Below are 13,998 nucleotides of genomic sequence, written 5' to 3' on the forward strand. Positions count from 1 at the left end.
CCGATGTCAGGGACAGATCAGCTCACCACCCGGCCGATGAGGTACACGGCGGGAGCGGCCACCGCGAGCGGCAGCGCGACGCCGGCCGTCATGTGCACGAACTTCGACGGATAGTCGTACGCGGCCACGCGCAGCCCGATCAGGGCGCAGACGCCCGCCGCGAGCCCGACCAGGGCCCCGCCCACACCGAGGTCGGTGAGCCCGCCCACGACGAGGCCGGAGCCGGCGGCCGAGGCGAGCGCGACACCGACGGAGGGGGCCGTGGGCAGCGGCAGGGCGCGGGTGAACGCGGCCACCGCGACGGCCACCGCGCCGACGGAGACCGCGGCGGTGTCGGCCGCGAGCCAGCCCGCGCAGACGATGGCGAGGGCGGCGGAGGCCACCGAGGCCATCAGGCCGTACATGCGCTCGTCCGGGTCGGCGTGGCTGCGGAGCTGGAGGACGAGGGTGATCAGCACCCAGGCGCCGAGGGTGCCGATGATCGCGCCGGGGCCGTACGCATCGTCGACGGCGAGCACGGCGACGTCGGAGACGAGAGCTCCCGCGAAGGCGAGGGCGATGCCCTGGCGGGCCGGCCACATGCCGTTGAGGCGGAACCAGCCGGCCGCGGTGAGCGCCTGGAGGGCGACCAGCGGGGCGAGCAGGGCGTACTGGCCGAGGACGGCGGCGAGGGCCATCAGCAGGCCGAGGGCGGCGGTCAGTATGGCCGACTGCGGACCGGGGTCGATGATCGGCGACCGACCCTCGGCCCGGGCCTGCGCGGGGTCGACGGCGCGGAGGGTGTTCCCGCCGAGGGTGGGGGGCGACCAGGCGCTGTCCTCGGCCGCTTCGCCTGCGGCGGGCTCGGCGGCCGCCGCGGCCGCGGCGCCGGCTGCGGGCGCGGCTGCGGGAACGGCTGCGGGAACGGCTGCGGGCGCGGCTGTCTGCGGGGGCAGGAAGGCCGTCTGCTCGGCGGCCCCCTCCGGCTCCGCCGGGCCCGTCGGGCCCGGGTAGGGCGGCAGGTACGCCGTCTCGGCAGCCGAGACGGCCGTCCCGGCGCCCTGGGACCAGTCCTGGGCGGGGACCGGGGCCGGGGCCTCGTCCCGGAACCAGCCCTCGGGCACGGCGGACTGCGCCTGAGCCCCGGGGTCGGCCTGGTAGGGCGGGAGGAAGGCGGTCTGTTCGGCGGCGCCCGCCTCCGCGGGCTGCGCGGAGGCGGCCTGTGGGCCGGGGTAGGGCGGCAGGTACGCGGTTTCGGCGGCCGAAGCGGGCACGGCGGCCTGCGGGGCCGCGGGCTGCGGCTCGGGGCCCGGGTACGGAGGCAGGTACGCCGTCTCCGCGGCCGAGGCCGCCGGGGCGGCGTGCTGCGGGAGGTAGGGGGTCTCCGCCGCCGGAGCGGGGGCGGCGGGGACCGCGCCCCGGGACCAGTCCTGGGCGGGGGCCGGGGCCGGGGCCTCGTCCCGGAACCAGCCCTCGGGGGCGACGGGCCGGCCCGCCTGCGCCTGCTGAGCCTGCCGGTACGCGTCGGCGCCCGTGCCCGAGCCGTCCGGCCACGGGCCGCCGGCCTGGGGCTCCTGCGCCTGCGGGGCCGGGTACGACGGATAGGCCTCGGCGGCCGGGACCGCGCCCGACCCGTCCGACCACGAACCGGCGACCTGCGGCTCCTGCGCCTGCGCGGCCGGGTACGACGGATAGGCCTCGGCCCCCTGGGCCCCGGGCCACGGCACGCCGGTCGGAGCCGGGGCCGCGCCCGCGGCACCGGCCTGGGGCTCGTCGCGGAACCAGCCCTCAGGGGCCACCGGCCGGCCGGGGACGGCGCCCAACGGCGGCTGGACCGGCTGGACCGGCTGCACCGGCTGCACCGGCTGGTAGCCGGTGTCCCAGGTGTCGGCCTGCCAGGTCTGCGTCCCGTATGGGTCCGGGGCCGGGTCCTGCTGCGGATGGGGCTGCGGCGGATGGGGCTGCTGTGGCTGCTGTTCTTCGGGCGTGCTCATCGGTTTCCGCTCACCCGCCCGCGAACGGCGGGAGCACCTCGACGGTGCCCCCCTCGGTCAGCAGGACGGCATCGTGCGGGCGCTTGCCCACGGGCTCGTCGTTCACCAGGAAGGAGCAGCGCAGCAGGACCCGGGTCAGCTCCCCGGGGTGGCGTTCCCGCACGGCGTCGAGCGCCTCGGCCAGTGTGCCCGCCGAGTACGGCTCCTCCGCCGTCCCGGCCGCGGCCTTGGCCGCCGCCCAGTAGCGGATGGTTCCGGTTGCCACTGCAGCTCCTATCGTCGGCTCTCTACCGTCGGCCTCCATGATGACCCCTCGCGCGCCCGCCCCCGGCGTGCTTCCGCGCGCCCCGGGTGCGCCCGGTCGGCCCCACCGCACCGCCCGGCGGGCCGCCGATCCGGTGAAACCAGGGCATACGAGGGGCGTGGGCGTGGCAGGAACCACAGAATCGGAAGCGGAAGAGGCCTCGGCCCCGAAAGGGCCGGTGGGCTATTCTCGTGGCGAGAGGATCCGGGCAACGTTGCCCCCGGGTCCTTTTGTGCTTTCAGCACGTTGAACGAGACGGGAACACCGGCCGTCCCCGCACGCCTCAGGGCGCGGGGCCGCGAGGACGCCGGCGGGACCGCGCACGACACCGTACGAAGCAGAACCGCGCACGTCCTCGACGGGACCGAGGAGGAACCGACGTGATGGACCAGCGATCCGTGCACCACCGTCCGACCGGGGCGGGTGGTCGGGCATGAGCTCCCTGCTGCTGCTCACCAACGCCCTGCAGCCCTCCACCGAGGTGCTGCCCGCCCTCGGCCTGCTGCTCCACAACGTCCGGGTGGCCCCGGCCGAGGGTCCGGCGCTCGTGGACACCCCGGGCGCCGACGTGATCCTCGTGGACGGCCGCCGCGACCTGCCGCAGGTGCGGTCGCTGTGCCAGCTGCTCCGCTCCACCGGGCCCGGCTGTCCGCTGATCCTGGTCGTGACCGAGGGCGGTCTGGCCGCGGTCACCGCGGACTGGGGCATCGACGACGTACTGCTGGACACCGCGGGCCCCGCCGAGGTGGAGGCGCGGCTGCGGCTGGCCACCGGCCGGCAGCAGATGGGCTCGGACGACTCCCCGATGGAGATCCGCAACGGTGACCTGTCGGTCGACGAGGCGACGTACTCCGCGAAGCTGAAGGGCCGTGTCCTGGACCTGACCTTCAAGGAGTTCGAGCTGCTGAAGTACCTCGCGCAGCACCCGGGCCGGGTCTTCACCCGTGCGCAGCTGCTCCAGGAGGTCTGGGGCTACGACTACTTCGGCGGCACCCGCACGGTCGACGTGCACGTACGGCGGCTGCGCGCGAAACTCGGCCCCGAGCACGAGTCGCTGATCGGCACGGTGCGCAACGTCGGCTACCGCTTCGTGACCCCGGAGAAGGTGGAACGGGCGGCGGCGGAGGCGGCCGCGCAGGCCGCCGCGAAGGCCACGGCGCAGGCGTCCGCGCAGGCGTCCACCCAGGCTTCCGTACACTCCGGGTGAGGCCTTCACCCGGTCGGCCGAAGTCGGTGTGACCGTCCACTCGGCAGGACGCCCTGCCCAGAGGTAGGTCACCCCGCGTAGACTCCCGCACGTGGCCAAGGTGACGCGGGATGACGTTGCACGACTTGCGGGTACGTCTACCGCCGTCGTGAGCTACGTCATCAACAACGGACCCCGGCCGGTCGCCCCGGCCACGCGCGAGCGTGTCCTCGCCGCGATCAAGGACCTGGGCTACCGCCCGGACCGGGTCGCCCAGGCGATGGCCTCGCGGCGCACCGACCTCATAGGCATGATCGTCCCGGACGCGCGCCAACCGTTCTTCGCGGAGATGGCGCACGCGGTCGAACAGGCCGCCGCCGAGCGCGGAAAGATGGTGCTGGTCGGCAACTCCGACTACCGCACCGAGCGCGAGGTCCACTACCTGCGGGCCTTCCTCGGCATGCGGGTCTCGGGGCTGATCCTGGTCAGCCAGGGCATGAGCGAGCAGGCCGCGAGCGAGATCGAGGCCTGGGACGCGCGGGTGGTGCTGCTGCACGAGCGCCCGGAGGCCATCGACGACGTCGCGGTCATCACGGACGACATCGGCGGCGCCCAGATGGCGACCCGGCACCTGCTGGAGCACGGCCACGAGTACGTCGCCTGCATCGGCGGCATCGAGAACACCCCGTCGGTCGGCGACCCGGTGGCCGACCACGTCGAGGGCTGGCGCCGGGCCATGCTGGAATCGGGCCGCTCGACCGAGGGCCGGCTCATCGAGGCCCCGTACAACCGGTACGACGCGTACCAGGTCGCGCTGGAGGTCCTGGCCCGGCCGGACCGCCCCACGGCGATCTTCTGCGCCACCGACGACCAGGCCATCGGTGTGCTCCGGGCCGCCCGCGAGCTGCGCATCGACGTGCCCGGGGAGCTGGCCGTGGCGGGCTTCGACGACGTGAAGGAGGCGGCCCTCACGGACCCGCCCCTGACCACGATCGCCTCGGACCGCACGGCGATGGCCCGCGCGGCCGTGGACCTCGTCCTGGACGACGCCGTGCGCGTGTCGGGCTCCCGGCGCGAGCGGCTGAAGCAGTTCCCGTCGGCCCTGGTGATCCGCCGCTCCTGCGGCTGCCGCTAGTGCTCTGACCGGAAAGGTCCACCGCCTCACGACGCCCGGCACGGCACCTCGCCGCGTTGTCGGGCCACGCAAGCCCGCGGCTGCCGCTACGCCGTCCGGAAGCCGCGGGCCCTCGTCCCGGTGTGCCGGTCGGCGCGGTCCGCGAGGGCCGCGAAGATCAGCAGCGCGGGCGCCACGAGGAACGCGGGGATCCCGAAGAGGGCGATGAGCGCGCCCAGGAACAGCATGGGCGCGCCCACGGCGAAGCAGGCCGCCGCGAAGGCCTTCGGCGCCCACCGCATCAGGAGCGGCAGGACGATCGGGGACTGGAAGAGCAGGAGCCCGAGGAAGTCCCGGCCACCGAGGACGAGCGACATCGCGACCGCCACCGCGACGGCGGCCACGGCCGCGCCCCACGGCAGAGCGGCCACCGTCCGACGTGCGTCCCCGGCTTCGTCCCCAGCTCCGGCCCCGATCACCGTTCCGATCACCGTCTGGATTCCAGTCCCGGTTCCGGTTCCGGTCCCCGTCGTCGTCCCGTTCCCGTTCGCGTCCATGCTCGCCCCCTGATTTTGAACACGTTCATCTGAACACGTTCAAGATAGCGGAGTACGGCGCCCCGGGGAAGCGCACTTATTTCGGGCATACGCGGTTCTGTCGGGCTTCTCAGCCCAGACTCAGGAAGCTCTCATCAACGGCGGACAGAGTCGTCACCATGACCGAGAACTTCCGCCGCGAAGGCGAGTACCCCCAGGAACACCGCCCGACCCAGCACGCCCCCTTCGGCGATGACTGGCAGCGCGGACAGGACCGGCAGACGCAGGAGGCGGCCGGGTCCTACCCGCCGCCGCCCGGCTACCCGCCCGCCGCCCCCGGCTGGCACGAGGCGCACCAGCCCCAGCCCCCGGTGCTCCAGGGCGAGACGGTCCCCCCGGCCGCCAACGCCTCGGACGGCTCCGGCGGCTCCGGCGGCTGGGGCACCTGGGGCTCCGCCCCGCACGGCCCCGCCCCCCGCGCCAAGAAGCCCGTCGCGCTGCTGGCCGCCGTCGCGCTCGCCGCGGCCGTGGTCGGCGGTGGCACCGCGGCCGCCGTCCAGCAGCTGATGCTCGTCAAGGGCTCCTCCGGCGGCGGCGTCAACGGCACCAACGTCTCGCAGTCCAGCAACGGCACCGTCGCGGGCGTCGCCGAGCAGGTCAGCCCCTCCGTGGTCCGCATCGACACCCGTACGGGCTCCGGCCAGGGCACCGGCTCCGGCATCGTCGTCACCTCCGACGGCGAGATCGTCACCAACAACCACGTCGTCGCCGGCGCCTCCGAGATCCAGGTGACGATGAGCGACGGCAAGAAGTACAAGGCCCAGGTCCTCGGCACCGACCCCGACAAGGACCTCGCCCTCGTCAAGCTCCAGGGCGCGAGCGGCCTCAAGGCGGCCTCCCTCGGCAACTCGGACAACGTGAAGGTCGGCGACCAGGTCGTCGCCATCGGCTCCCCCGACCGCCTCACCGGCACGGTCACCAGCGGCATCGTCTCGGCCCTGAACCGCGAGGTCACCGTCGACAAGTCCGAGCAGCAGCAGTCGCCCCAGCAGGGCGACGACGGCTGGCCCTTCTCCTTCGGCGGGCAGCAGTTCAACGGCCGGACCGGCTCGAACACCGCCACCTACAAAGCCATCCAGACCGACGCCTCCCTCAACCCCGGCAACTCCGGCGGCGCCCTCGTCGACATGAACGGCCAGATCGTGGGCATGCCCTCCGCGATCTACTCCCCCACCAACAGCAAGTCCAGCGCGGGCAGCGTCGGCCTCGGCTTCGCCATCCCGGTCAACACGATCAAGGCCGACCTGGACTCCCTGCGCAAGGGCGGCCCGGGCGGCAGTGGCACCTCCGACACCGGGAACTCCCCCACCAACGGCTTCGGCACCTCCTATTAGCCCGTCGTGCGAGGCTGGGAGGCGCCCGCCCGCACACCCACCGGACACCACCACCCAGGGGGACAGCCAGATGAATCCCGCCGAAGGCGAAGCTCGGATCCTCGTCGTCGACGACGAACCGGCCGTACGCGAGGCCCTGCGCCGCAGCCTCGCCTTCGAGGGGTACGCCGTACAGACCGCGGTCGACGGGCTCGACGCCCTCGACAAGGCGGCCTCGTACGACCCCGGCCTGATCGTCCTGGACATCCAGATGCCCCGCATGGACGGCCTGACGGCCGCCCGCCGGCTGCGCTCCTCGGGCAGCGTCACCCCGATCCTGATGCTCACCGCCCGTGACACCGTCGGCGACCGCGTCACCGGACTCGACGCGGGCGCCGACGACTACCTCGTCAAGCCGTTCGAGCTCGACGAGCTCTTCGCCCGCGTCCGCGCCCTGCTGCGCCGCAGCTCCTACGCCACCCCGCGCCCCGGCGCCGAGACCCACGAGGACGCCCTGACCTTCGGCGACCTGCGCATGGACCTCGCGACCCGAGAGGTCACCCGGGCCGGGCGGCCGGTGGAACTGACGCGCACCGAGTTCACCCTGCTGGAGATGTTCCTGGCGCACCCGCGCCAGGTCCTGACCCGCGAGCAGATCCTCAAGACCGTGTGGGGCTTCGACTTCGAGCCCAGCTCCAATTCCCTGGACGTGTACGTGATGTACCTGCGCCGCAAGACCGAGGCCGGCGGCGAGCCCCGCCTGGTCCACACCGTGCGCGGGGTGGGCTACGTACTGCGCGCCGGCGAGAGCGGGCCCGAGTGAGTCCGGCCGCCAGATTCCGCGGGCTGCCGCTGCGCTCGCGGCTGGCCCTGCTGGTGGCGGTCGCGGTGGCACTGGCCGTCGCGGCGGTCGCCGCGGTGTCGTGGGTGATGGTCCGCACCCAGCTGCGCGACCAGCTCGACAACTCCCTGACGACCGCGAACGAGTCGGCGAACGCCCAGGTGCTGCGGGCCATCAGCGACGGCGCCTGCGTGGTCCGGCCGCCCGCCCCGCAGAACGGCCAGGACATCGCCGGGAACCTCAACGCCACCGTGCAGATCGTGACGGCCGACGGCGGGCACTGCTGGGTGAGCGGTCCGGCGACGCTGCCGGTCACCGGCCTGGACAAGCAGATCGCCCGGGGCGAGCGCGGCAGCGCCCTGCACGACGTCACGACCGCCGACGGCATCGAGATGCGCGTCTACACCCGCACCGCGCGGACCCAGCCCGGATCCGCGGTCTTCGGCATCTCCATCGCCAAACCCGTCGCGGACATCGAGAAGCCGCTCTCCACCCTGGCCTGGGTGCTGGTCCTGGTCGCCGGTGTCGGAGTCGTCGGCGCGGGCGCCGCCGGCCTGTGGGTGGCCCGCACCGGCCTGCGGCCCGTCGACGAACTGACCGGCGCCGTCGAGCACATCGCCCGTACCGAGGACCTCACCGTCCGCATCCCCCACGAGGGCGACGACGAGATCGCCCGCCTGTCGCGGTCCTTCAACTCCATGACGGCGGCCCTCGCCTCCTCCCAGGAGCGCCAGGCCCAGCTGATCGCGGACGCCGGGCACGAGCTGCGCACCCCGCTCACCTCGCTGCGCACCAACATCGAGCTCCTCGCGCGCAGCGAGGAGACCGGTCGGGCGATCCCGCCCGAGGACCGCAAGGAGCTGCTGGCCTCGGTCAAGGCGCAGATGACGGAGCTGGCCTCGCTGATCGGCGACCTCCAGGAGCTGTCCCGGCCGGACGCCGTCTCCCACGGCCCGCTCCAGGTCGTGGCCCTGCACGAGATCGCGGGGGCGGCGCTGTCCCGGGCCCGGCTGCGCGGCCCGGAGCTGGAGTTCGCCTCCGCGCTGGAGCCCTGGTACGTACGGGGCGAGGCGCCCGCGCTGGAGCGTGCGGTGGTCAACCTGCTGGACAACGCGGTGAAGTTCAGCCCGCCGGGCGGCTCGGTCGAGGTGTCGCTGCGGGCGGGCGAGCTGACCGTACGGGACCACGGGCCGGGCATCCCGGCCGAGGACCTCCCGTACGTCTTCGAGCGGTTCTGGCGTTCCGAGTCGGCCCGGGCCCTGCCCGGGAGCGGGCTCGGCCTGTCGATCGTGGCCCGTACGGCGGCCCGCGCGGGTGGCAGCGCGGAACTGCGGGCGGCGGCGGACGGGGGCCCGGGCACGGAGGCGGTGCTCCGCATCCCGGGGGCGCCGACGCCGCCGCCGTCGTCGGAACCGTCAGTTGTGCCGGATCAGTGAGGCGACCAGGCCGGACCGGGTGTTGGGGAAGTCCATCGGGACGATCCCGAGCCCGGTGCGGCCGGCCATCTCCGCGCCGTCGACGAAGGCGTGCACCTGCGGATTGAGGCGGTCGGAGTTCCAGCGCGGCGGCATGTAGGCCGCGGTGCTGACGTAGTTCACGAAGAGCTTGCCGGGCTGCTGGACCGCCTTGCGGAAGTGGTTCTCGATCCGGCCGCGTTTGGCGAAGGGCTCGGTGTTGTAGTCGTCCTGGATGTCGAAGACGTTGCCGTCGCCGTAGCGCAGGCCCGGCAGGCCGGCGTTGTCGGCGAGCAGGACGACCTTGCCGCGGGCCTGTCCGAGGGTGGGCAGGGTGTCGGCGATGCGGAACAGGGGACGCCAGCCGCGGTTGTCGAGGTAGTCGTCGAAGACCGCCCGGAACGTCGCGTCGCTGTCCGTCGAGTACTCCTGCTTGAGGCGCATCAGGACGGTCTCGGACGGGTGGGCGGCGAGGAAGTTCCAGCAGGCGACGAGGACGTCCCCGAACATCAGGTCCTGGAAGAAGGCCGCGTGGTGGATGGCGAAGGAGCCGCCCGTGACCCGGCAGCGGACGTCGAGGAAGCGGATGCCGGAGTCGAGCTGCTGGGCGATCGAGGTGTTCTGGCAGGCGACGTAGAGGCCGCCCTTGGTGGCGCCGGAGTCGTGCGTGCCGGGGATGGTCATCCGCTGGAGGGCGGTGGAGTCGGCCAGGCCCGCCATCCAGTCCTGGGTGCCGAGGGCCGCCGCGGCGGCGGGTGGTGCGCCGAGTCCGATGGCGGCGCCGGTCGCGAGTGCGCCGGCCAAAAACGCCCGCCGGTCCAGTCCCCTGCCCATGCCCGCCCCTTCGCCGACCCAGTGGTGGGGGCGATTATGGCGTGCGCACGTCAATTCCACTACCCATGAGTACGGAACTCGCGCACCACGCGGGAGGGGCTACCCCTCCAGCAACTCCGCCATGCGGCGCAGCCCCTGGGCGAGCTCGTGACCGTTCGGAGCCTGCTCCGGGTCGGTCAGGCACTGCACCATGACCCCGCTGAGCAGCGCGATGTGCAGCGAGCCGAGGGAGCGCACGTCCTCCTCCGCGACCTCCGCCTCGGGCACGCCCGCCAGCACGGCGGCCACCATGCGCCGGTTGCGGCGCTGCCCCTCGGCCAGGATCGCGAGCAGCTCCGGATGGGCCTGCGCGTGCACGAAGGCCTCGACGGAGGCGGTCCACAGCCAGCGCATCTCGCCGAAGTCCCGGATCTTGCGGTCCCAGGTGTCGGCGTAGCGCTCCTCGGCCGTGTCGCCCTGGCCGGTGAGCCGCCCGGACCCTGCGGCCCACTCCTCCATGGCGTCGAAGAGCGCCTGGTTGAGCAGGGCGTCGCGCGATCCGAAGTGGTAGCCGATCGCGGCCATGCTCACGTTCGAGGCCGTGGCGATGTCGCGCACGGTCGTGCGCAGGTACCCCTTCTCCTCCAGGCAGCGGCGGGCTCCGGCCAGCAGGTCCTCGCGATTTCCCATGCAGGGATCGTATCCGCGCCCCCATCCCTCTTGGGCAAGCGCGCAAGACGAGCGTATTGCGCGCTTGCCCAAATCCTGGCAGGCTTCAGGCATCGGAAGGATCACCGGTCAACGGGAGGCAAGAACCATGCGCAACGAGCTGAAGATCGACGGCCGCACCCTCGCCTACACCGACTTCGGCGGCGCCGGCCGCCCGCTGCTCGCCCTGCACGGCGGAATGTCCGAAGGCGCCGCCTTCACCGGGATGGCCGCCGCCCTCGGCGAGGAGTGGCGGGTCATCGCCCCCGACCAGCGCGGCCACGGCGACTCCGACCGGGCCCCCGACTACCGCCGGGAGGGATACGTGGCCGACGCCGTCGCCCTGCTCGACCACCTCGACCTCCGGGAGCCGGTGGCCGTCCTCGGCTACAGCCTGGGCGGGCTCAACGCCGTCCACCTGGCCTCCGCCCACCCCGACCGGGTCGGCGCGCTGATCGACGTGGACGCCACGGTGCAGATCCACCCCGACGGGTCGTCCGACTGGTTCGGCTTCCTCCGCGGGCTGATCTACACCGCCCCCACCCGCGAGGAGCTGCTGGAGGCCGCGGGGCCGATGGGCGCCCAGATCGTCGGGCAGGCGCTGCGCCCGCTCCCCGACGGCTCGGGCTGGCGGCTCCCGTTCCACCCGCAGGACCAGCTCGACTCGATCGAGGGCTGCCGCGGCGACCACTGGGACGCCTGGCTCGGCAGCGACTGCCCCGCGCTGCTCGTCCACGGCACCCGCAGCGCGGCCCTCCCCCAGGAGGTGGCCACCGCGATGGTCACCCGACGGCCGAGGACCTCGTACGCGCCCCTGGAGGGCGACCACTTCGTGCCGTTCCAGGACCCGGAGGGCTTCTACGAGGCGGTGCGCAAGTTCCTGGCCGGGCTGTAGGCCGTCCGCGCCGACCGGATCGTCGACCGGGCGCGTCCCGACCGATGAGTCCGGTCGCTGCGGGCAGTCTCCATCGTTGTCGACGTCGACAGCGATGGAGGAAACGCATGAGCCAACTGCTGAGGGTCCAGAACTTCATGGTCTCCGCCGACGGGTTCGGCACTGGTGAGGGCCAGAGCCTGGAGAGGCCGTTCGGCCACGCCGACCCCGGGAAGATGTTCGCGTGGGCCGGCGCCACCGCGAGCTGGCCGAACCGCACCGACCCCGGCGGCAGCCGCGGCCTCGACGACTACTTCACCCGGGACTTCCGGAACAACATCGGCGCCGAGATCATGGGCCGCAACAAGTTCGGTCCGCAGCGCGGCCCCTGGGAGGACCTCGACTGGCAGGGCTGGTGGGGCGACGAGCCCCCCTTCCACACCCCGGTGTTCGTCATGACCCACCACGTGCGCCCCTCGTTCACCCTCTCCGACACCACGTTCCACTTCGTCGACGCCGACCCGGCCACCGTCCTGGAACGGGCGCGGGAGGCGGCGGGGGGCAAGGACGTCCGGCTCGGCGGCGGGGCCACCACCGTCCGGGAGTTCCTCGACGCCGGCCTCGTCGACACCCTCCACGTCGCGGTCGCCGACGAGGTCCGGCTCGGCTCGGGGGTCAGGCTGTGGGAGTCCCCCGAGGAACTGCTGGACCGCTACCACCTCGACGTGGTGCCCAGCCCGGGCGGAGGAGTGACGCACCACCTGTTCTGGCGCAGGTAGGACTGTTCCGGCGCAGGTGAGACCGTTCCGGCGCGGGTGAGAACGGCCGAGGGGCGGCGGGCCGAAGCCCACCGCCCCTCGGGACGTCCTGCCGTTCGTACTACTTGACGACCGTGATCCGGTCGGCCGCCGGCGGCGCGATCGGGGTCGCGGCCGTCGACTTCATCAGGTAGGCGTTGAAGCAGTCCAGGTCGGACGGACCGTTCAGCTTGTTCTTGTGCTCCTTCAGGACGGTGAAGCCGTCACCGCCGCCCGCGAGGAACTCGTTCATCGCGACGCGGTAGGTCTTGGCGGGGTCGATCGCCGCGCCGTTCAGCTTGACCGAGTCGACGACGATCCGGTCCGCGCCGGTCTTCGTCATGTCGAGGGTGTACGTGAAGCCCTTCGACACCTGCAGGATCTTCGGGTTGGCCCCGTTGACCGGGCCGGTGACCTGCTGCTGGAGCGCGGTGATCAGCTGCGCGCCGGTCAGGTCGACGATGTTCATCATGTTGTTGAACGGCTGGACCGTGTACGACTCGCCGTACGTCACCACGCCGTCGCCCTCGGCGCCCGCCGCCTTGTAGGCGAGGTCGGCGCGGATGCCACCCGGGTTCATGATGGCCAGCTGCGCGCCGCCCTTGTCGGCCGGGGCCAGGGCCTCCAGCTGCGCGTCGGCGATCAGGTCGCCCAGCGGCTTCTCCGGCGCCTCCGAGCCGCGGCCCGGGATGTCGGCGGAGATGAAGCCCTGCGGGCGGTTGGCGATCGGGGCCGCCAGGGCCTTCCAGCGGTCGACCAGCTCGGTCATGTCCGGGGCCTTGGGCTGGTCCCGGGAGACGATCTTGTTGACCGGCTTGGGCGCCTTGACCGGGGTGCGGACGATGTCCTTGGTCGCCCGGTCGTAGGTGAGGTTGGTGTCCGTGAACAGCCGGCCGTAGGAGGCCGCCGAGGTCACCGTGCGCGGGTTGCCCGCCGGGTCGGGGATGTTGCAGCTGTAGGCCTGGTGCGTGTGGCCGGTCACCAGCGCGTCGACCTTCGGGTCCACGTTCTTGGCGATGTCCACGATCGCGCCCGAGATGCCGGCGCCGGCGCCCGGGGAGTCGCAGTCGTAGTTGTACGCGCCGCTCGCGGGCAGACCGCCCTCGTGGATCAGCGCGACGATCGACTTCACGCCCTGCTTGTCCAGCTCGGCGGCGTACTTGTTGATCGTCTCGACCTCGTCGCCGAACTTCAGGCCCTTCACGCCGTCGGCGGTGACGACGTCCGGAGTGCCCTCCAGGGTGACGCCGATGAAGCCGATCTTCACGTCCCCCTTCTTCCAGATGAAGGTGGGCGACAGCAGCGGACGCTTGGTCTTCTCGTCCGTGACGTTCGCGGCGAGGTACTTGAACTCGGAGCCCGTGAACTCCTTGCCGTACTCGAAGCAGCCCTCGACCGGGTGGCAGCCGCCGTACACCATGCGGCGCAGCTCGGTCTTGCCCTCGTCGAACTCGTGGTTGCCGACGCTGCTGACGTCCAGCTTCAGCTTGTTGAGCGCCTCGACGGTCGGCTCGTCGTGGAAGATGCCCGACAGCATCGGGCTGCCGCCGATCATGTCACCGGCCGCGGCCGTGACGGAGTACTCGTGGCCCTTGCGGGCCTCGCGCAGGCTGGTCGCGAGGTACTCGACCCCGCCCGCGGGTATGGCTTTGGTGGTGCCGTCGGCCTGACGCTCGGTCACGTTGCCGGAGGAGCCCTGCGGGGGCTCCAGCGTGCCGTGGAAGTCGTTGAACGACAGCATCTGCACGTCGACGGTGCGGGCCTGGGCGGACTTACCGCCACCACTCGCGGCTCCGGCCGGAAGGGCGGCGGCGACCATGGCCCCGGCGCCGGCGGTCACGGCCAGGGCGGTGAAGGTCAACCGGCGGGCTCGGCGGTGCCGTTGTGGCGTCGCTGACATCTAATCCCCTTTGTGGACAGCGATACTGCTTGGGAGGTCCGCCGCAGCCTATTGTCAACGCGCGTAGCACAACAGGGGGTAACCGGTATCGAGCTGGTTACATGCAGAAGAAGGACGGCCCCCCG

13 protein-coding genes are annotated in these 13,998 nt (G+C 72.8%); 7 read left to right on the forward strand and 6 right to left on the reverse strand.

The features are described 5' to 3' along the window. Positions 1 to 17: 17 nt before the first annotated feature. Both ACFYZL_RS37885 and ACFYZL_RS37890 read right to left on the reverse strand, forming a co-directional pair. Entirely contained in the window at positions 18 to 1,973 is a 1,956-nt protein-coding gene (locus ACFYZL_RS37885; RefSeq protein ID WP_388685448.1) for a hypothetical protein, read from the reverse strand. A 10-nt stretch (positions 1,974 to 1,983) separates the two neighbouring features. Next, positions 1,984 to 2,238, reverse strand: a complete 255-nt coding sequence (locus ACFYZL_RS37890; RefSeq protein ID WP_384589029.1) for a MoaD/ThiS family protein — start codon at positions 2,236 to 2,238, stop codon at positions 1,984 to 1,986. A 472-nt stretch (positions 2,239 to 2,710) separates the two neighbouring features. Between ACFYZL_RS37890 and ACFYZL_RS37895 the strand changes: the two genes are divergently transcribed. Both ACFYZL_RS37895 and ACFYZL_RS37900 read left to right on the forward strand, forming a co-directional pair. After that, positions 2,711 to 3,484 carry a response regulator transcription factor gene (locus tag ACFYZL_RS37895; RefSeq protein WP_384745463.1) on the forward strand — a complete coding sequence of 258 codons (774 nt, stop codon included), beginning with the start codon at positions 2,711 to 2,713 and terminating at the stop codon, positions 3,482 to 3,484. Between the two features lie 91 nt (positions 3,485 to 3,575). Then, the gene (locus ACFYZL_RS37900) at positions 3,576 to 4,598 is read left to right on the forward strand and encodes a LacI family DNA-binding transcriptional regulator (protein ID WP_376659501.1); all 1,023 of its coding nucleotides are present in this window, start codon (positions 3,576 to 3,578) and stop codon (positions 4,596 to 4,598) included. An 86-nt stretch (positions 4,599 to 4,684) separates the two neighbouring features. Here ACFYZL_RS37900 and ACFYZL_RS37905 read toward each other — a convergent pair whose 3' ends face one another. After that, positions 4,685 to 5,134, reverse strand: coding sequence for a hypothetical protein (locus tag ACFYZL_RS37905; protein ID WP_388685453.1), 450 nt, complete (start codon positions 5,132 to 5,134; stop codon positions 4,685 to 4,687). 158 nt (positions 5,135 to 5,292) lie between these two features. Between ACFYZL_RS37905 and ACFYZL_RS37910 the strand changes: the two genes are divergently transcribed. The 3 genes from ACFYZL_RS37910 to ACFYZL_RS37920 all read left to right on the forward strand — a co-directional run bounded on the left by ACFYZL_RS37910 (position 5,293) and on the right by ACFYZL_RS37920 (position 8,763). Then, positions 5,293 to 6,507 (forward strand): S1C family serine protease, encoded by a 1,215-nt coding sequence (locus ACFYZL_RS37910; protein WP_388685455.1) that lies wholly within the window; start codon positions 5,293 to 5,295, stop codon positions 6,505 to 6,507. Positions 6,508 to 6,577: 70 nt separating this feature from the next. Next, positions 6,578 to 7,309 carry a response regulator transcription factor gene (locus ACFYZL_RS37915; RefSeq protein WP_384745459.1) on the forward strand — a complete coding sequence of 244 codons (732 nt, stop codon included), beginning with the start codon at positions 6,578 to 6,580 and terminating at the stop codon, positions 7,307 to 7,309. Then, positions 7,306 to 8,763, forward strand: a complete 1,458-nt coding sequence (locus ACFYZL_RS37920; RefSeq protein WP_388685458.1) for a sensor histidine kinase — start codon at positions 7,306 to 7,308, stop codon at positions 8,761 to 8,763. Before ACFYZL_RS37915 ends, ACFYZL_RS37920 begins: the two co-directional genes overlap by 4 nt. Here the strand turns inward: ACFYZL_RS37920 and ACFYZL_RS37925 are convergent. Together ACFYZL_RS37925 and ACFYZL_RS37930 are read right to left on the reverse strand one after the other, a co-directional pair. Next, positions 8,743 to 9,615 (reverse strand): phosphatidylinositol-specific phospholipase C, encoded by an 873-nt coding sequence (locus ACFYZL_RS37925; protein ID WP_384745457.1) that lies wholly within the window; start codon positions 9,613 to 9,615, stop codon positions 8,743 to 8,745. The two genes, ACFYZL_RS37920 and ACFYZL_RS37925, sit on opposite strands and share 21 nt — an antisense overlap. Before the next feature lie 99 nt (positions 9,616 to 9,714). Beyond that, positions 9,715 to 10,284, reverse strand: coding sequence for a TetR/AcrR family transcriptional regulator (locus ACFYZL_RS37930; protein WP_384745455.1), 570 nt, complete (start codon positions 10,282 to 10,284; stop codon positions 9,715 to 9,717). A gap of 127 nt (positions 10,285 to 10,411) precedes the next feature. On the opposite strand from ACFYZL_RS37930, the gene ACFYZL_RS37935 reads away from it, so the two are divergent. Then, a complete protein-coding gene (locus ACFYZL_RS37935; protein ID WP_384745454.1) occupies positions 10,412 to 11,197 on the forward strand; it encodes an alpha/beta fold hydrolase in 786 nt (261 codons plus the stop codon). A gap of 107 nt (positions 11,198 to 11,304) precedes the next feature. Further along, positions 11,305 to 11,955 (forward strand): dihydrofolate reductase family protein, encoded by a 651-nt coding sequence (locus ACFYZL_RS37940; protein ID WP_384745452.1) that lies wholly within the window; start codon positions 11,305 to 11,307, stop codon positions 11,953 to 11,955. Positions 11,956 to 12,055: 100 nt separating this feature from the next. Here ACFYZL_RS37940 and ACFYZL_RS37945 read toward each other — a convergent pair whose 3' ends face one another. Then, positions 12,056 to 13,873 (reverse strand): bifunctional metallophosphatase/5'-nucleotidase, encoded by a 1,818-nt coding sequence (locus ACFYZL_RS37945; protein ID WP_384745450.1) that lies wholly within the window; start codon positions 13,871 to 13,873, stop codon positions 12,056 to 12,058. Between the last annotated feature and the right edge of the window lie 125 nt (positions 13,874 to 13,998).

It is taken from the genome of Streptomyces sp. NPDC001717, assembly GCF_042892775.1.
GTDB lineage: Bacteria > Actinomycetota > Actinomycetes > Streptomycetales > Streptomycetaceae > Streptomyces.

Coding starts and splice junctions, on each gene's coding strand:
- ACFYZL_RS37930 (WP_384745455.1), bottom strand. CDS start 10,284: ATGGGAAATCGCGAGGACCTGCTGGCCGGAGCCCGCCGCTGCCTGGAG.
- ACFYZL_RS37885 (WP_388685448.1), bottom strand. CDS start 1,973: ATGAGCACGCCCGAAGAACAGCAGCCACAGCAGCCCCATCCGCCGCAG.
- ACFYZL_RS37895 (WP_384745463.1), top strand. CDS start 2,711: ATGAGCTCCCTGCTGCTGCTCACCAACGCCCTGCAGCCCTCCACCGAG.
- ACFYZL_RS37905 (WP_388685453.1), bottom strand. CDS start 5,134: ATGGACGCGAACGGGAACGGGACGACGACGGGGACCGGAACCGGAACC.
- ACFYZL_RS37940 (WP_384745452.1), top strand. CDS start 11,305: ATGAGCCAACTGCTGAGGGTCCAGAACTTCATGGTCTCCGCCGACGGG.
- ACFYZL_RS37935 (WP_384745454.1), top strand. CDS start 10,412: ATGCGCAACGAGCTGAAGATCGACGGCCGCACCCTCGCCTACACCGAC.
- ACFYZL_RS37925 (WP_384745457.1), bottom strand. CDS start 9,615: ATGGGCAGGGGACTGGACCGGCGGGCGTTTTTGGCCGGCGCACTCGCG.
- ACFYZL_RS37910 (WP_388685455.1), top strand. CDS start 5,293: ATGACCGAGAACTTCCGCCGCGAAGGCGAGTACCCCCAGGAACACCGC.
- ACFYZL_RS37915 (WP_384745459.1), top strand. CDS start 6,578: ATGAATCCCGCCGAAGGCGAAGCTCGGATCCTCGTCGTCGACGACGAA.
- ACFYZL_RS37945 (WP_384745450.1), bottom strand. CDS start 13,873: ATGTCAGCGACGCCACAACGGCACCGCCGAGCCCGCCGGTTGACCTTC.